The organism is Nonomuraea sp. NPDC048892 (assembly GCF_040649735.1).
Taxonomy (GTDB): domain Bacteria; phylum Actinomycetota; class Actinomycetes; order Streptosporangiales; family Streptosporangiaceae; genus Nonomuraea; species Nonomuraea maheshkhaliensis.
In genome coordinates this window covers 99,266-116,102 of the sequence record NZ_JBEZFZ010000003.1, presented here as the reverse complement: position 1 = coordinate 116,102, position 16,837 = coordinate 99,266, and the positions used below count along the sequence as shown (strand labels likewise).

Annotated in this window: 13 protein-coding genes; 3 read left to right on the top strand and 10 right to left on the bottom strand. The window is 71.2% G+C overall.

All coding sequences use genetic code 11. The annotated features are described in order from the left end of the window. The 9 genes from AB0C28_RS10305 to AB0C28_RS10265 all read right to left on the bottom strand — a co-directional run bounded on the left by AB0C28_RS10305 (nucleotide 1) and on the right by AB0C28_RS10265 (nucleotide 12,730). Nucleotides 1-852 carry a helix-turn-helix transcriptional regulator gene (locus AB0C28_RS10305; protein WP_357844958.1) on the bottom strand — a complete coding sequence of 284 codons (852 nt, stop codon included), beginning with the start codon at nucleotides 850-852 and terminating at the stop codon, nucleotides 1-3. A 57-nt stretch (nucleotides 853-909) separates the two neighbouring features. Continuing rightward, complete coding sequence (locus AB0C28_RS10300) at nucleotides 910-1,170, bottom strand: hypothetical protein (protein ID WP_357844961.1); 261 nt, start codon at nucleotides 1,168-1,170, stop codon at nucleotides 910-912. Between the two features lie 152 nt (nucleotides 1,171-1,322). Continuing rightward, nucleotides 1,323-2,336 carry a phosphotransferase family protein gene (locus AB0C28_RS10295; RefSeq protein ID WP_357844964.1) on the bottom strand — a complete coding sequence of 338 codons (1,014 nt, stop codon included), beginning with the start codon at nucleotides 2,334-2,336 and terminating at the stop codon, nucleotides 1,323-1,325. A gap of 91 nt (nucleotides 2,337-2,427) precedes the next feature. After that, nucleotides 2,428-4,173, bottom strand: coding sequence for an acyclic terpene utilization AtuA family protein (locus AB0C28_RS10290; protein WP_358074408.1), 1,746 nt, complete (start codon nucleotides 4,171-4,173; stop codon nucleotides 2,428-2,430). 2 nt (nucleotides 4,174-4,175) lie between these two features. Continuing rightward, complete coding sequence (locus AB0C28_RS10285) at nucleotides 4,176-4,955, bottom strand: enoyl-CoA hydratase-related protein (RefSeq protein WP_358073648.1); 780 nt, start codon at nucleotides 4,953-4,955, stop codon at nucleotides 4,176-4,178. After that, nucleotides 4,952-7,015: a biotin carboxylase N-terminal domain-containing protein gene (locus AB0C28_RS10280; RefSeq protein WP_358073647.1), complete on the bottom strand. Its 2,064-nt coding sequence runs from the start codon at nucleotides 7,013-7,015 to the stop codon at nucleotides 4,952-4,954. Before AB0C28_RS10280 ends, AB0C28_RS10285 begins: the two co-directional genes overlap by 4 nt. Further along, entirely contained in the window at nucleotides 7,012-8,610 is a 1,599-nt protein-coding gene (locus AB0C28_RS10275; RefSeq protein ID WP_358074405.1) for a carboxyl transferase domain-containing protein, read from the bottom strand. Before AB0C28_RS10275 ends, AB0C28_RS10280 begins: the two co-directional genes overlap by 4 nt. Nucleotides 8,611-8,726: 116 nt before the next feature. Then, a complete protein-coding gene (locus AB0C28_RS10270; RefSeq protein WP_358073646.1) occupies nucleotides 8,727-11,183 on the bottom strand; it encodes a protein kinase in 2,457 nt (818 codons plus the stop codon). Between the two features lie 185 nt (nucleotides 11,184-11,368). After that, complete coding sequence (locus AB0C28_RS10265) at nucleotides 11,369-12,730, bottom strand: FAD-linked oxidase C-terminal domain-containing protein (protein WP_357844976.1); 1,362 nt, start codon at nucleotides 12,728-12,730, stop codon at nucleotides 11,369-11,371. 277 nt (nucleotides 12,731-13,007) lie between these two features. Between AB0C28_RS10265 and AB0C28_RS10260 the strand changes: the two genes are divergently transcribed. Further along, the gene (locus AB0C28_RS10260) at nucleotides 13,008-13,421 is read left to right on the top strand and encodes a hypothetical protein (protein WP_358073645.1); all 414 of its coding nucleotides are present in this window, start codon (nucleotides 13,008-13,010) and stop codon (nucleotides 13,419-13,421) included. A gap of 12 nt (nucleotides 13,422-13,433) precedes the next feature. On the opposite strand, the gene AB0C28_RS10255 is transcribed toward AB0C28_RS10260, so the two are convergent. Continuing rightward, the gene (locus AB0C28_RS10255) at nucleotides 13,434-14,714 is read right to left on the bottom strand and encodes an aminotransferase class I/II-fold pyridoxal phosphate-dependent enzyme (RefSeq protein WP_358073644.1); all 1,281 of its coding nucleotides are present in this window, start codon (nucleotides 14,712-14,714) and stop codon (nucleotides 13,434-13,436) included. A 214-nt stretch (nucleotides 14,715-14,928) separates the two neighbouring features. Between AB0C28_RS10255 and ctaD the strand changes: the two genes are divergently transcribed. Together ctaD and AB0C28_RS10245 are read left to right on the top strand one after the other, a co-directional pair. Then, nucleotides 14,929-16,566, top strand: a complete 1,638-nt coding sequence (gene ctaD / locus AB0C28_RS10250) for a cytochrome c oxidase subunit I (RefSeq protein WP_357845299.1) — start codon at nucleotides 14,929-14,931, stop codon at nucleotides 16,564-16,566. A gap of 34 nt (nucleotides 16,567-16,600) precedes the next feature. Beyond that, nucleotides 16,601-16,834, top strand: a complete 234-nt coding sequence (locus AB0C28_RS10245; RefSeq protein WP_346111646.1) for a hypothetical protein — start codon at nucleotides 16,601-16,603, stop codon at nucleotides 16,832-16,834. Nucleotides 16,835-16,837 lie beyond the last annotated feature (3 nt).

The window sequence follows — 16,837 nt, the reverse complement described above, 5'->3', positions numbered from 1 at the left end:
TTAATGTGGACTTTGTTTCCGATATTCGTGAAGAATCGCCATGATGACCTCCCGCCCCGATTCCTCGAACTCCGCCACCTTCGCGTAATCGTCGAAGGCCCGGACGTAGAAGGCGATGTCGTCGGGGTCGCGCAGGATCAGGTCCTTCGTCATGGTGGCGACGGCGACCATGGCCTCGTTGTAGATCCAGAACCCGTTGACCGGGTTGGCCGGCAGCTCGGTGCCGAAGGGGATCACGCCGAACTCCACGTTCGGCAGTGTGCTGACCGCGAGCAGGCGGTCGAGCTGGCCGCGCATGACCTCGGGTGGCGCGAGCGCGGTGCGCAGCGCGGCCTCGCTCACCACGAACCTGAACGTGCGCGTGCGGTCGTACAGGATCTCCTGGCGCTGCATGCGCACCCGCACGGCCGCGTCGATCTGGTCGGCCGCGCTGTAGAGGCGCTTGACCTTCTGGAAGACGTGGCGGGCGTATTCGGAGGTCTGCAGCAGGCCCACGATGATGCCGGGCTCGAAGACGCGGAAGAGCTTGGTGCGCGATTCGAGGTCGCGGACGTCCTCCTGGAGCGCGGCCAGGCCGCTGCGGTGGCGCTGCTTCCAGTCGTCGTGCCGCTCCAGCAGCGCGATCGACTGCCTGAGCAGGCCGTCCGTCGTGTCGGGCGAGGCGCCGACCGCCTGCGCCCACACGACCACGTCATCCTCGGTCGCCGTCTGCCTGGCGTTTTCCAGCCTGCTGACCTTGGAGGGCTGCCAGCGCAGCCGCTCCGCCAGCTCCTTGCCCGACAGATGGGCGGCCTCGCGCAGCTGACGTAGCTGACTGCCGAGGTCGATGCGCGCCTGCTGAAAGGACGTCACGCCGCAAGAGGCTAGTCCCGCTTGCGTCGATCATGCCAGGGCCTGCCGCAATTGTGATCAACCGGTTGCCGTGGGTGTTCTTTCGCTGGTCGGGAAAGCGTTTGCCGCGTACTCGGGCAGGACGCGGCGGGCGATCTCGGTGAGGAGCTCGCGGGGGACCTCCACCGCGGCCTCGCCGTCGAGGACGTCGCGGAGATCGGCGAGCGCCTCCGCGTCGGTGACTTGCAGACCTTGGACGACGATGGTGCCGCGGTCGGTCTCGTACAGGGTGGGACAGGCGCCCGCCTCCGAAGTGGAGCCGAGGAACCGCATGCGCATGACGATCCTTCCCCGATGAAAGGTGCAATTGCGCGCAATTGTACGTCCCCAAAGATGAGGTGTGATCGTTTTTCCGGAAATCACGACATAAGTCCGAGTTGGCAACGTCGGGTAAAGGGAAGAAATGGGCGCTTTGCTGGTTGAAGTCCGGTTCAGTCGAGGGCGCCGGCCATGAACTGCCCGGCCCGCTCGAACAACCCCAGCGTCGTCGCGTGCAACAGGTCGCCGATGTCCTTCGGCGCCTTGCCGGCGAACGCCCGCGCGTGGGTGCCCTCCAGCACGATGCCGAGCTTGAAGCAGGCCATCACCGCGTACCAGCCGACGGCCGACAGGTCCCGCTCCGACAGCGCCGAGTAGTAAGCGATGATCTCCCGCGGCCCCGGCAGGCCGGGCACGTGGCCGTTGTTGCTGGGCCAGGTGGCCACCAGCCAGCCCAGGTCGAGCAGCGGGTCGCCGATCGTGCACATCTCCCAGTCCACGATCGCGGCCACGCGGGGGCCGTCGCAGGCGAACATGAGGTTCGCGAAGTGGTAGTCGCCGTGCATGACGCCCGGCGTGAACGTGCGGGGCAGGTGCCGGGTGAGCCAGTCGGCCGTCTCGCGCAGGCCGGGGATGTCGGGCCCCGGATAGCCGTCGAGCTCGCCGTACGAGTCGAGCTCCTTGAGCCAGCGCGGGACCTGCCGTTCGAGAAAGCCCTCGGGCCGGCCGAACCCCGGCAGCACCTCCGGATCCACCCGCCCCAGCTCGGCCAGCGCCGCCGCGGCCTCCAGCCCCATGCGGTGCCTGATCGCGGGGTCCGACGCGTGCGGCTCGGGCAGCCCGGTCGAGGGGTTGAACCCGTCCACCGGCTCCATCAGGTAGAACACCGGCTCCCGCTCGGTCTGCGCGGCCACCAGCCGGGGCGCTGGCACCTGCGTGCCGCGCAGTGCCGCCAGCACCCGCGACTCACGGCGCAGAACCTCGTTGCTCTTGCGGCGGGCGTGCACGGGCGGCCGGCGCAGAATGTACGGGCGGCCGCCGCGCTCGAAGCGGATCATGACGTTCTGCGTGCCGCCCAGGACCGGCGCGGCGCCCGTGATCGGGCCGCCGGGGAGCCCCTGGGCGTCCATCCACGCGCCGAGCGCGTCGAAGTCCACGGTGGCGACGTCGATGTGGGTGGAGGTCATGGACCGCCCTTCTCACCAGAACGATGTTCTGCGCCTCGACCCTAGAGAGCGTCGCACGCACGGTCAACCCGGATTCCGGCCGGCGCTCTCCTCACACGAGTGTGAGGGGAACGTCCGTGGGGCAGGCGCGCAGCTCCTCGCCCAGGGCCTTCGCCTGCGGGTCCATCCGCGGGCTGGCCGCGACGCCGCGGCCGAGCAGCCCGTGGACGACGAAGTTGAGCGCGTTGACGTTGGGCAGCGGATGGCGGTCGATCCGGTACGGCGCCAGATCGGGGAGCAGTTCCTTGAGCCGATCGACCGTCAGGTGACCCGCCAGCCAGGCGTAACGCTCCGGTGTGTCGGCCCAGACGCCCAGGTTGGCGTTGCCGCCCTTGTCCCCTGACCGGGCACCGGCGATCCGGCCCAGCGGGATCCGCACGGTCGCCGAGTGATCGACCGGCGCGACCAGCGTGGCCGGGCCGACAGGTGTGGCGGGTGCGGCCGTGTCGGCGGGCGTGGCCGGGGCTGCGGGCACAGCGGGCGTGGCGGAGGCGATCGGCGGGGCCGAAGGCTCCGGCGCGTCCGGCGGCGGGTAGGGCAGTTCCTCCCCGTCCACGAACACCCGCGCCCGCACCTCCGACGCCGGCACCAGGACCGGCCAGTACACCCCGTACGCCGACGCGTTCCCCGGCGGCGTCAGCCCGTAGAAGCCCGGATAGCTGGCCAGCCCCGTCTCCACCACGGCCGAGGAGAAAGCCCGGCCCGCCGTGCGCTCGTCGGCGGACATCACCGTGATCCGCAGCAGCCCCGAGTCCGTCAGCGTCACGTCCACCTCGTCGAACGACTCCCGCGGAATCCGCGCCCACAGGGCCTCCTCCGCCACCCGCGCCTTGTCCGGCAGATCCAGGCCCGTCAGCACGAGCGTCATCGTGTTGCGGTAACCGCCGAGGTAGTTGACGGCCACCTTGAGCGTGCCGGGCGGCGGCTCGCCGCGGACGCCGGAGATCAGCACCCGGTCGGGCCCGTCGTCCGAGAGCGTGATCGTGTCGAACCTGGCCGTCACATCAGGGCCGAGGTAGCGGGGGCCGCCCAGCTCGTACACCAGCTGTGCCGTGACCGTGCCGACCGAGACCAGCCCGCCCGTGCCGGGATGCTTGGTGATCACGCTGGAGCCGTCGGGCCGCAGCTCGGCCAGCGGGAACCCGCAGTGCGCGAGGTCGGGCACGTCCTGGAAGAACGCGTAGTTGCCGCCCGTGGCCTGGCAGCCGCACTCGATGACGTGCCCCGCCACCACGGACCCGGCCAGCGGGTCGAGGTCGCCGGGACCCCACCCGTACCGCCAGATGCCGGGACCCGTCACCAGCGCCGCGTCCGTCACCCGGCCCGTCACCACCACGTCCGCCCCCGCGGACAGCGCGGCGGCGATCGGCCGGCCGCCGAGGTAGGCGTTGGCGGTCAGCGGGGTGGCCTCAAGGCGCTCGCCGGTGTCGGCGTTGACCAGGTCGAGCGGCCGGCCGGTGAGGTCGTCGCCTGTCACGTGCGCCACGGAGAGGGACAGGCCGAGGCGTCCGGCCAGCTCGTGCACGGCCCGCGCGCAGCCCGCCGGGTCGAGCCCGCCCGCGTTCGTCACGATCTTGATGCCCCGGTCGAGACAGGTGCCGAGGACGTCTTCCAGCTGGCGCAGGAACGTCGGCGCGTAGCCCGGACGGCCCTTGAGCCGGTTGCCAGCCAGGATGAGCATCGTCAGCTCGGCCAGCCAGTCGCCGGTCAGCACGTCGATCGGCCCGCCCTCGACCATCTCCCTGGCCGCGGAGAGGCGGTCGCCGTAGAAGCCGCTGCAGTTCGCGATGCGCAGCATGGTCACGCCCGCGGCGGGACCCACTTGGGGGCCCTCTTGTCCATGAACGCGGCGATGCCCTCCTGGCCCTCCTCCGAGGTGAAGCGCTCGGCCGACAACTCGGTCATCCGGCTCAGCCCGTCGCGGAACGACAGCGCGGGCACCTCCCTGACCAGCCGCTTGGTGATCGCCAGCGCCTCGGGGCCGCCCTTGATCAGCATCCCGGTGTAGTGGGCGACGGCCGCGTCCAGCTCGTCCTCGGGGACGGCGCGCGACAGCAGCCCGATCTCCACCGCCCGCGCCGCGTCGAACACCTCGCCGGTCAGGAAGTACTCGGCCGCCGCCCGGGCGTTCAGCCTCCTGAGCACGGGCACGGCGATCATGGCCGGCGCGACCCCGAGCCGTACCTCGGTGAACGCGAACGACGCCGTCAGCGGCGCCACGGCGAAGTCGCAGGCGGCCACCAGCCCGAGGCCCCCCGCCCGCGCGGTGCCGTTGAGCCGGCAGACGACCGGCTTGGGGCTGTCCCAGATCAGTTCGAGGACCTCGGGGAACGACGCCGTCACCGGCGCGTCAGGCCGCCCGTCCGCCGCGCGCTGCTCCTTGAGGTCGGCCCCCGAGCAGAACACCTTGCCGGTGGCGGTCAGCACGATCACCCTGACCTCCGGCTCGGCCAGTGCCCAGCTCAGCCGGTCGGACAGCTGGGCGAGCAGGCGCGAGGACAGCGCGTTGCGGTTGGGCGGCGAGTCCAGCGTGATCGTCGCGACGCCCCCCGTCAGCTCCTTGTGCACCAGGTCCGTCATGAGTCCCCCTCCTCGATGACCGCCAGCACCGCTCCCGCGTCGACCTGGCGGCCCTTCTCCACGTGTACGGCGGCCACCACGCCGTCGGCCGGCGCCGCGATCCGATGCTCCATCTTCATCGCCTCAAGGACGAGGACCTCCTGGCCCTTGGCCACCCGGTCGCCCGGCTCGACCTCGACCCGCAGCACGCTACCCGGCATGGGAGCCAGGAGTGAGCCGGGGGCGACCTGGTCGGCGGGCTCGGGCAGGCGGGGGAGCGGGGTCAGCTCGGCGTGGCCGCCGGCGTGGTCGACGCAGACCTTCCCGTCGGGGTACTGCGCCACGTCGAAGGCGCGCCGGACGCCGTCGCGCTCCAGCACCACCTTGTACGGATCAGCCCGGACGACCGTGACGCCCTCGGGGAGCGGGTCGTAGACGACGTCGTCCTCGATCTCCGCGAAGCGGGTGCGGCGGGGCTGGGAGCGGACGTTGCGCCAGCCGCCGGGGAGCCCGCCGAGCACCCTGGCTCTGCGGCGGTTGCCGGCGGCGACGGCCAGGGCGGCCGCCAGCAGCGCCAGCTCACCGGCCACGTCGGTGGAGGCGGTCTCGGCACCGGCACCCGAGTCGGCGCCGGCACCAGCGCCAGCACTGGCACTGGCACTGGCACTGGCACCAGAGTCGGCCACGGCGCCGGCGCCAGGATCGCCCCCGGCGCCGGCGCCAGGATCGCTTCCGGTGCCGGGAGCGGCGCTGGAAGCGTCACTGGGCGCCGGCCCGGGATGGATGGGACCGCCGGGGGCGAGGAAGCCGGTGTGCGTGTCACCGGCCAAGAACTCCCGATTTGTCAGAATATTTACCAGTAAATCCCGATTAGTGGTGAGGCCGTGCAGCCGCGCCCCACGCAGCGCCGTCACCAGCTTCCGCACCGCCTGCGCCCGCGTGGCCCCGTGCGCGACCACCTTGGCCAGCATCGCGTCGTAGTAGGGCGACACCACGGACCCGGACTCCACCCCGGAATCCACCCGAACATCCCCGGTGATCTCGAACCGCCGCAACACCCCCGACTGCGGCACGTAACCGGCGTCCTCGGCGTACAGCCGCGCCTCGACCGCCCATCCAGACGGCTCCGGCGGCCCGGCCGGCAGCGCCGCCCCCTCGGCCACCTCAAGCTGCAGCCGGACGAGATCGACCCCGTGCACCAGCTCGGTCACCGGATGCTCGACCTGGAGCCGGGTGTTCATCTCCAAGAACGCCACCCGTTCGCCGTCGACCAGGAACTCCACCGTCCCCGCGCCCACGTAGCCGATCTCGCGGGCGGCGCGGACGGCGGCGTCGTGCAGCAGCTCCCGTGTGCCAGGGGAGATGCCGGGCGCGGGGCACTCCTCGATCACCTTCTGGTGCCGCCGCTGCACGCTGCACTCGCGCTCGCCCAGCGCCCACACGGTCCCGTGCCGGTCGGCCAGCACCTGGACCTCGACGTGCCGGGCCCGCTCCAGCAGCGGCTCGGCGAAGACCGTGCCGTCGCCGAAGGCGGACGCCGCCTCCCGCCGCGCCGACTCCACCTCCCGCGCCAGCTCGCCCGCCTCGCGCACGACGCGCATCCCGCGTCCGCCTCCGCCCGCGGACGCCTTCACCAGCAGCGGGAACTCCGCGGGCACGGAGGCGGGGCCGGACAGGTCGTACGAGGGCAGCACGGGCACCCCGGCCTCCGCCATCAGCCGCTTGGCCCCGATCTTGACCCCCATGGCGGCGATGGCCTCGGGCGGCGGGCCGATCCACACCAGCCCTGCCCCGATCACCGCACGGGCGAAATCGGCGTTCTCCGACAGAAAGCCGTAACCGGGGTGCACCGCGTCCGCTCCGGTGGCCGCGCAGGCCGCCAGGATCGCCGCTGCGTCCAGATAAGTGTCCGCGGGGTGTGCGCCGGGCAGGCGTACCGCCAGGTCCGCCTCGGCCACGTGAGGTGCGTCCGCGTCGGGGTCGGAGAAGAGCGCGACCGTGGAGACGCCGAGCTCCCGGCAGGTACGGAAGATCCGGCGGGCGATCTCGCCCCGGTTCGCGACGAGCACACGGTTGATCACGGGCGGAACACCCCGAACCCGGCCGGCTCCGGCTCCGGCGCGCTGTTGATCGCCGACAGGCACAGGCCCAGCACGGTACGCGTGTCGCGCGGGTCGATCACCCCGTCGTCGTACAGGCGTCCCGACAGGAAGAAGGCCAGTGACTCGGCCTCGATCCGTTCCTCCACCATCGCCCGCATCGCGGCGTCCGCCTCCTCGTCGTAGACCTGGCCCTTCGCCAGCGCCGAAGCCCGTCCCACGATGGACATCACCCCGGCCAGCTGCGCCGGCCCCATCACCGCCGATTTGGCGCTGGGCCAGCTGAACAGGAAGCGGGGATCGTAGGCACGCCCGCACATGCCGTAGTTCCCCGCTCCGTACGAGGCGCCCATCACGACCGTCAGATGCGGCACGGTCGAGTTGGACACCGCGTTGATCATCATCGCGCCGTGCTTGATGATGCCGCCCTGCTCGTAGTCCTTGCCGACCATGTAGCCGGTCGTGTTCTGCAGGAAGAGCAGCGGCGTGCGCGACTGGTTCGCGAGCTGGATGAACTGCGCGGCCTTCTGCGACTCCTCGCTGAACAGCACGCCGCGCGCGTTGGCCAGCACGCCCACCGGATAACCGTGGATCCGCGCCCACCCGGTCACCAGCGAGGCGCCGTACAGCGGCTTGAACTCGTCGAACTCGCTCCCGTCGGCCACCCTGGCGATCACCTCGCGCGGGTCGAACGGCACCTTGAGATCCTCAGGCACGATCCCGAGCAGCTCGTCGGCCGCGTACACCGGCTCCCGCACCGGCCCGTCGGGCACGAAGCCCCGCTTGCGCCAGCCGAGCGAGGCGATGATCCGCCGCCCGATCCGCAGAGCGTCGAACTCGTCCACGGCCAGGTGGTCGGCCAGCCCGCTGATCCTGGCGTGCATCTCCGCGCCGCCGAGCGACTCGTCGTCGGACTCCTCGCCGGTCGCCATCTTGACCAGCGGCGGCCCGCCGAGGAAGACCTTGGCCCGCTCCCGCACCATCACCACGTGATCGCTCATCCCGGGCACGTAGGCCCCGCCGGCCGTGGAGTTGCCGAAGACCAGCGCGACCGTCGGCACCCCGGCCGCCGACAGCCGGGTCAGGTCGCGGAAGATCTGGCCGCCGGGGATGAAGATCTCCTTCTGCGTGGGCAGGTCCGCGCCGCCGCTCTCGACGAGATTGACGTACGGGAGCCGGTTGCGCAGCGCGATCTCCGCCGCGCGCAACGACTTCTTCAGCGTCCACGGGTTGGAGGCGCCGCCGCGGACCGTGGGATCGTTCGCGGTGATGACGCACTCGACGTCCTCGATCACCCCGATCCCGGACACCACGCTCGCCCCGACGGGGAACTCGCTGCCCCATGCCGCCAGCGGCGACAGCTCCAGGAAGGGGGAGTCGGGGTCGATCAGCAGCTCGATCCGCTCCCTGGCCAGCAGCTTGCCGCGGGCGCGATGGCGCTCGACGTACTTCTGGCCGCCGCCGGCCACCGCCTTGGACTGCTCGGCGTCGAGCTCGGCCAGTTTGGCCAGCATCGCCTCGCGGCGCAGCCGGTAGTCCTCGCTCTCCGTATCGAGTCTGCTCCTGATCACGCGCACTCCTCCGGCAGAGCCGACGATCATGTGCTGAGCACGCTAGCGCAGCCTGGTGCCCCGGGCACAGAGCGAGCCGCCGCCCGTTGCCGGGCGACGGCTCGTGAGCCGGGAGCGTTGGATCAGGTGCAGTGGCTCCAGCCGGACTTCCACGAGGTCTTGTGCCACGTGCCGCCCCAGATGACGCACTTCTTCTTGGCGGGCAGGCGGATGGGACCGGCGTACGAGGTGAACTTGCCCGGGTTGCTCGCGCTGGAGCCGCCCTTGACCTGGAGGATCGCGTTCATGTTCACCTTGGCCGGGATGATCATGCGCGAGATGGTGACCACGCAGTTCTTGCCCGCGCCGGCGTGGTAGAGCAGGTACGTCGTGGCGCCCTCGCCCAGCTTGTGCGAGCTGATCACCTTGTATCCGGCGCCGCACACCCCGACCGGCGTGGCCGTGTTGGGCTTCAGCGGCGGCTGCGACGGCTTGGCCGGCTGGTTGGTGGCCTTCGCGGATTCGTCGAACGGCCGGGTCGACGGATCGGGATCCGGCTCGACCATGTTCGTGCTCTTCTTCTTCGTCTTGCTCGGAGAAGGCTGCGGCCGGCTCGTGGTGGTCTGCGGCCGGGGCGCCTGCGTGGCCGGGTTGGGCACCTGGGCGACGGGCTCCCTGGTGGGCTTCCGCGTCTTCTTCTCCTCGATCTCCAGGGTGGGAACGGGAGGCGTGGTGTCCGTCGGGATCTCCGGCGGCAGGGTCTGCTGCACGGACTCGGGCGGCTCGCCCGGCTGGCCCGCGCCGGAGCCGCCGTCGGGCTCGGTGGAGGTGTTGCCCACGGCGACGACCGGGACCTCCTTGCCGCTGTTCGCCTGCACGACGACCGCGCCGGCCACGACGAGCAACGCGGCCGCGGCGGCGCCGGAGAGGGCGAGGGTCAGCGTACGGCGCTGCTTCGCCGGCACCCCGTCACCGGACTGCCCAGGCCCACCGGAACCGGGCCCGCCGACACCGGGTCCACCGACTCCAGGGCCACCGGCACCAGGTCCGCCCGCACCATGACCGGCGCCGATTCCGCCGGCGCCGATTCCACCGGCACCGGGGCCGTTGCCACCGGGTCCACCGGGATGGCCCGTGCCGCCGTGACCGCCGGGGAAGGGGCCGCCGACAGCGCCGGGGCCGTGCGGCATCCCGGACGCCTGCATGCCGGCCCCGACCTGACCGGGACGGTGCGGCGGCTGGGGAGCGCCGGGCGGGAACGCGCCGGGCTGATGCGCCCCGAACGCCCCATGACCACCCTGCCCCATGCCCGCCTGCGCACCCTGCGCCCCACCGGCCTGCGCGCCCTGCGCCATGCCCGGCTGTGGCCCGCTCTGAGCCGCACCATGCGGTCCGGCCTGCGGCGTACCGGCAAGGGGACCGCCAGGACCGCCCTGCTGCCCGCCGGCCAGAAGGCCGCCAGGGCCGCCGTGCGGCGCGCCCGCCTGAGGCCCGGCCTGGGGCGCGTGGCCGGCAGGGCCGCCCTGAACGGCGGCGGCCGCGTGGCCGTAGTCGCCCGTCTGCGGCGGCGCCACGGACTGCGGGCCCGTCTGGAGCGGCCCGCCCACCGCGACGGGGCCGGTCGGCTGATGCCAGGGACCGGGGTAGTTGTCCTGCGCGGATCCCGCCGCGCCACCGGCAGCCCCCTGGCCGCCGGCGCCACCCGCGCCACTCGCGGCGGCACCCGCCGCGGCGGCGCCGGCCGTCTTCTGCCGGCCCGTGACCGGCTCGACGGCCGCGTTCGGGGCCGGCTGGCCGGTCAGGTGCACGATCAGCTCGTCGGCGCTGGGCCGCTGGGACGGGTCCTTCGACAGGCAGGCGGCCACCAGGTCCCCGAGGACCCCGCCCTCCATCTGCTCCAGCTCCGGCTCCTCATTGAGGATCCGGTTCATCACGACGGGGATGGAGTCGGCGCCGAACGCGGGCTTGCCCGTCGCGGCGAACACCATCGTGACGCCCCACGCGAACACGTCGGCCGCCTCGGACACCGCCGCCCCGCTGAGCTGCTCGGGCGCCAGGTACGAGGGCGTCCCCATGGCCATGCCGGTGGCGGTCGCGCCGGGGGAGTCGAGGGCGCGGGCGATGCCGAAGTCGATCACGACGGGACCCTCGGGCCCCATGAGGACGTTGGCGGGCTTGAAGTCGCGGTGCAGGATCCCGGCACGGTGGATGGCCGCGAGCGCGGTGGCCGTACTGATCGCCAGGCGTTCGAGCGCCGCGCCCCGCCGCGGCCCCTCGTTGATCACGAGCTCCCGGAGCGACGGCCCCGGGACGAACTCGCTCACGATGTACGGCCGGCTCCCGTCGAGGTCGGCGTGCAGCACTGGAGCGGTGCAGAACCTGGCCACCCGCTGGGCCACCGCAACCTCGCGCAGGAACCGCGTCCTGGCATCGGTATCGGCCACCAGGGCGTGGTGCAGCAGCTTGACCGCGACCTGCTCACCGGAGTCGCTCTTGCCGAGATAGACAACGCCCTGGCCACCCTCGCCGAGCCGGGCGACGATGTCGAACGCCCCCAGCCGCCGCGGGTCGTCCGCCGCCAACGGCTGGAACTGATTCACGTCGGACCCCCATTACCACCCAATAGATGAGGCAAAACGCTACCAGCGCGACAGACGGGGCGTCTGCCGGACCTGTCAGAAGATTCATGTTTTGACGAGCAAAGTCAGCGTTTCGTCGCAGGTCGAGTACACATCAGTGACCGAAGTCACGGCTTGGTCAAGGCAAGATCGATTTGCACCGGACGTCAGATCGCCTTGCCGGGGTTGAGGATGCCGAGCGGGTCGAAGACGGCTTTGATGCCCCGCTGCACCTCCTCCGCCACCGGCCCGGACTCCAGCCCCAGCCACCGCCGCTTCAGCAGCCCCACCCCGTGCTCCCCGGTGAGCGTGCCGCCGAACTCCAGCGCCCGCTTGAACACCTCGTCCGCCGCGGCCCACACCTCGGGCGGCGGCTCCACGGACCCGTGCTCGAAGATGAAGACCGGATGCACGTTGCCGTCGCCCGCGTGCGCCACCGTGGCGATCCGCACTCCGTGCCTGACCGCCGCCGCCTCGATCGCGGTGATCATGTCGGGCAGCGCCGACCGGGGCACGCACACGTCCTCGACCAGGCACGCGCCCTGCCGCTCCTTGGCCCCGTACGCCAGCCGGCGCAGCCCGATCAGCTCGTCGGCCTCCTCCGGACTGGAGGACACGGCCACGAACGAGGCCCCGTTCGAGGTGCAGATCTCCTCCATGCGCGCGGCCATGGCCTGGCTGTCGGCGGCGTCGGACTGGCCGATCAGCATGGCCTGCGTGCCGGGTTCGAGGCCGATGTTGCGCCACTCGTCGATGGCCTCCAGCGTGGCCCGGTCGAGCAGTTCCATGAGCGACGGCTGGCAGCCGGCCGCCATGATCGCCGAGACGGCCGCGCCCGCGTCGCGCAGCGAGCCGAACTCGGCGGCGAACGTCGCGGGCGGCGCGGCCGGCGCGCGGCGCAGCCGCACCGTGGCGGCGGTGATCACGCCGAGCGTGCCTTCCGAGCCGACGAACAGGCCGGTCAGGTCGTAGCCGGTGACGCCCTTCATCGTGCGCCGGCCGGTGTTCATGATCCGGCCGTCGGCCAGCACGACCTCAAGGCCGAGCGCCGAGTCCCTGGTCACGCCGTACTTCACGCAGCGCAGCCCGCCCGCGTTGGTGGCCAGGTTGCCGCCGATGGTGGAGATCTCGTACGAGGACGGGTCGGGCGCGTACATGAGCCCGTGCTCCCTGGCGGCCCGGTCGAGGTCGGCGGTGATGACGCCGGGCTCGACGACGGCGATCTCGTCGGCCGGTGACAGCTCCCTGATCGCCGTCATCCTGGCCAGCGACAGCACGATGGAGCCGTCGCCGGCGACCGAGGCGCCGGCCAGTCCGGTGCCCCCGCCCCTGGGCACCACCGGTACCCGGTGCTCGGTGGCCCAGCGCAGGGTGGTCACCACGTCGTCGCGCGAGGCGGCGAGCACCACGCCGAGCGGCTTGCCCGGCTCCAGGAACGTGCGGTCACGGGCGTAGGAGTCGATCACGTCGGGGTCGGTGATGACGCGGGCTTCGGGCAGGGAGTTCACCAGGGCATCGATCGGTCTCACACTATGCACCCTAGGCGCACTCCCGGTGCGAGGAAGCGGCGGCCGGCGCCGCCCGCCCGCACGGTGTGACGGACGGTTTGCGCAGTGCGTTCCTTAAGGCCAGACTGCCCGGGTGGAAGTCAGGTGCCCGGTGTGCTCGGAGACCGGCCAGGTCGTTGCGGTTCCCGGGGCGGTCGCCGCCGGTACCACGTACAGGATCGGGCGGGTCAGGTTACCGGGGACGCGTGAGATCGCCGATCTGCCGACGGCGGCCTCGCTCGGCGCGTCGAAACACGTCATGAGTCGCACGCAGCTCGCGGTCTGGCTGTCGTTCCCCGCCCGCCACTACACGCCGTGGGCCAGGAACCAGGGCTACGTGCTGCTACTGGTGGCGGCCCTGGTTCATCTGGTCGTGTCGCTGGTGATCGCGATGGGTCAGGACCCGCGCTGGGGCGAGGTGCTGCTGGCGCCGTTCTGCCTGACGGGCCTGTTCTGGGGGCTCGGGCTGCTGAACGTGCTCGGCTCGTACGGCGCCCGCAAGCGCGACACGCAGGAGGCGCCGGCCAGGGAGAAGGCCCTGGCCGTCTGGGAACGCCTCTATTACTGCCCCCGCGACAACGTCGCCTTCGAGCCGGGTGTCGGCGTCCCGTTCCATCCGAGCGAGACGCGCGAGTACATCTTCGGCTTCAGGAACGGCGGCGCCTCCCGATGACGGAGGGCGGGCTCAGCCCCGCTCGTCGGCGACCAGTCGCACGCAGGTCGCCAGCCCCTCGATGGCCTGCTCCAGCTCGTCCAGCTCGGGGAAGGTCGGCGCGATCCTGATCGTGCGGTCGTCGGGGTCCTTCCCGTACGGGTGCGTGGCGCCCGCGGGCGTCAGCGCGATCCCGGCCGCCTTGGCCTTGGCCACCACCTCGGCGGCGTGCGGCACCTCCAGGCTGACGAAGTAGCCGCCCCTGGGGCTGGTCCAGGTGGCCAGGCCGCCGAGCCGCTCGCTCAGCACCTTGTCCACCAGCTCGAACTTCGCCCCGACCAGCTCGGCGTGCCGCCGCATGTGCGCGGCCACGCCGGCGCCGTCACGCAGGAACTCCACGTGACGGAGCTGGTTGATCTTGTCGGGGCCGATGGACTGCTTCGAGGTGTTGTGCAGGAACCACTTCACGTTCTCGGGCGAGGAGCCGAAGAACGACACGCCCGCGCCGGCCAGCGTCACCTTCGAGGTCGAGGCGTAGACGAACACGCGGTCGGGGTGGCCGTGCTCAGCGCTGAGGGCGAGCAGGTCGGCCAGCTCGTCGGGGGTGTCGGTGAGGTGGTGGACGGCGTAGGCGTTGTCCCAGAAGAGGCGGAAGTCAGGGGCGGCGGTGGTCATGGCGGCCAGCCGGCGCACGGTCTCGTCGCTGTAGGTGACGCCGGTCGGGTTGCTGTACTTCGGCACGCACCACATGCCCTTGACGCTCGCGTCGGCGGCGACCAGGCGCTCGACGACGTCCATGTCGGGGCCGTCGGCGGTCATCGGGACGCTGACCATCTTGATGCCCAGCCGCTCACAGATGGTGAAATGCCGGTCATAGCCGGGCACAGGGCACAGGAACGTGATCTCCGGCTCCTCGATCCACCGGCGCGCGGCCCCGGGCACCGGGCTCAGCAGCGCGTGCACGATCGTGTCGTGCATCAGGGCCAGGCTGGCGTTGCCCCCGACGACGAGCTGACCGGCCGGCACCTGGATCAGCGGTGCGAACAGCTCGCGCAGCTCGGCCAGCCCCTGGAGGTTGCCGTAGTTGCGGCCGTCGCTGCCGTCGGCCGCCCGGTAGGACGTCGGCAGTGTGAGCATGGCGTTGGAGAGATCGAGCTGGCGCGGCGACGGCTTGCCCCGGGTCAGGTCGAGCGAGAGCCCCCGCTGGACGAGGTCGGCGTAGTCACGCTGAGCGGTCACGATCATCTCCTCGGTTCGGCTTCGGCTATCGAAGGATAGAAGACGCCGCCAGGTGGACCGCTCGATATCCGCCATCTGGACACCCTGGCGGGCCCCGCCGGGGGAGATCACCAAAGCTTTCGGTGGCGAATGTCAAAGAACGCCTTCCCGAGCGGCGATCGTTGACGTGGAATGGGTAGATCGGGGCAGGCACAACTCCACGTCGGAGGGAGCACCCGTGACGACTGTTCGCGAGACCTCGATCGAGCAGGTCAGGCGCCGCCGCACCGGGACCGTCATCGCCTCCTGGATGTCGACGACCGACCACAAGGTCATCGGGTACCTCTACCTGATCACCTCGTTCGGGTTCTTCCTCCTGGCGGGCGTCATGGCCATGGTCATCAGGGCCGAGCTGGCCGCGCCCGGCATGCAGCTCGTCAGCCAGCAGCAGTACAACCAGCTGTTCACCATCCACGGCACGGTGATGCTGCTGCTGTTCGCCACGCCGCTGTTCGCCGGGTTCGCCAACGTGGTCATGCCGCTGCAGATCGGCGCGCCCGACGTGGCCTTCCCCCGGCTCAACGCGGTCGCCTACTGGCTGTTCCTGTTCGGCGGGCTCATGGTGGTGGCCGGGTTCCTCACGCCGGGCGGGGCGGCCGACTTCGGCTGGTTCGCGTACACGCCGCTGTCGGACGTCGTGTACTCGCCGCAGGTCGGCGCGGACCTGTGGATCATGGGGCTGGCCCTGTCGGGCCTCGGCACGATCCTCGGCGCGGTCAACTTCATCACCACGATCATCGGCATGCGCGCGCCCGGCATGACCATGTTCCGGATGCCGATCTTCACCTGGAACGTGCTGCTGACCAGCATGCTCGTGCTCATGGCCTTCCCCGTGCTGGCGGCGGCGCTGCTGGTGCTGGAGTCGGACCGCAAGCTCGGCACACAGGTCTTCCTGGCCGAGAACGGCGGGCCGCTGCTCTGGCAGCACCTGTTCTGGTTCTTCGGCCACCCCGAGGTCTACATCATCGCGCTGCCGTTCTTCGGCATCGTCACCGAGGTCATCCCGGTGTTCAGCCGCAAGCCGATCTTCGGCTACATGAGCCTGATCGGCGCCACCATCTCCATCGCCGGGCTGTCGATGACCGTCTGGGCGCACCACATGTTCCCGACCGGGCAGGTGCTGCTGCCGTTCTTCTCGTTCATGACGTTCCTCATCGCGGTGCCGACGGGCGTGAAGTTCTTCAACTGGATCGGCACGATGTGGCGGGGCCATCTGAGCTTCGAGTCGCCCATGTTGTTCGCGGTGGGCTTCCTGGTGACGTTCCTGCTCGGCGGGCTGACCGGGGTCATCCTGGCCTCGCCGCCGCTCGACTTCCACATCACCGACAGCTATTTCGTCGTCGCCCACTTCCACTACGTGGTCTTCGGCACGGTGGTGTTCGCCATGTTCGCCGGGTTCTACTTCTGGTGGCCGAAGATGACCGGCCGGATGCTGGACGACCGGCTGGGCAAGGTGCATTTCTGGACGCTGTTCCTCGGCTTCCACACCACGTTCCTCATCCAGCACTGGCTCGGCCAGGCCGGGATGCCCAGGCGGTACGCCGACTACAGCCCGGCCGACGGGTTCACGGCGCTCAACCAGATCTCCTCGGTCGGGGCGTTCCTGCTGGGCGCCTCGACGCTGCCGTTCCTCTACAACGTCTGGAAGACCGCCAGGCACGCGCCCAAGGTCACGCTCGACGACCCGTGGGGCTACGGCGGGTCCCTGGAATGGGCCACGAGCTGCCCGCCGCCGCGCCACAACTTCACCAGCATGCCGAGCATCCGCTCCGAGCGGCCCGCGTTCGACCTGCACTACCCGCACGAGCCGGACGAGACCCCAGCAAGCGGCCAGGAGAGCACGGTCGGCGCCCCTGAGGTGCCGCCGCGTCAGGACGAGCCCGGCTGACCCCCCATGTTTCGCCCATCTAAGGAGATCGGCGATGACCGGCACGAAGACTCCCTTCGACCCCGAGACGGCCCCCTGCGGGAAGAAGTCGGGCGGTGAACGTCTTCTCGACGACGACGGTTACGGCCTGGTCATCCGGGATCAGCTCTTCGACTGCGGCTGCCGCAGGATCCGCCACGAGTACCACGACGGCAGCATCCACCTGTCCGCCATCCGCCACGACGGCAAGCGGGTGAAGGACCCGATCCAACCGGACCACGGAGTGTGACCC

Excerpts from the sequence above, each read along its gene's own strand:
- AB0C28_RS10295 (WP_357844964.1), bottom strand. The coding sequence starts at position 2,336 with ATGACCTCCACCCACATCGACGTCGCCACCGTGGACTTCGACGCGCTC.
- AB0C28_RS10260 (WP_358073645.1), top strand. The coding sequence starts at position 13,008 with ATGAGTCGCACGCAGCTCGCGGTCTGGCTGTCGTTCCCCGCCCGCCAC.
- AB0C28_RS10285 (WP_358073648.1), bottom strand. The coding sequence starts at position 4,955 with ATGACGGACCTGGTGCACAAGGAGCTGACGGGGGGCGTCGCGACGATC.
- AB0C28_RS10300 (WP_357844961.1), bottom strand. The coding sequence starts at position 1,170 with ATGCGCATGCGGTTCCTCGGCTCCACTTCGGAGGCGGGCGCCTGTCCC.
- AB0C28_RS10255 (WP_358073644.1), bottom strand. The coding sequence starts at position 14,714 with ATGGCGGATATCGAGCGGTCCACCTGGCGGCGTCTTCTATCCTTCGAT.
- AB0C28_RS10245 (WP_346111646.1), top strand. The coding sequence starts at position 16,601 with ATGACCGGCACGAAGACTCCCTTCGACCCCGAGACGGCCCCCTGCGGG.
- ctaD (WP_357845299.1), top strand. The coding sequence starts at position 14,929 with ATGTCGACGACCGACCACAAGGTCATCGGGTACCTCTACCTGATCACC.
- AB0C28_RS10290 (WP_358074408.1), bottom strand. The coding sequence starts at position 4,173 with ATGCTGCGCATCGCGAACTGCAGCGGCTTCTACGGCGACCGCCTCTCC.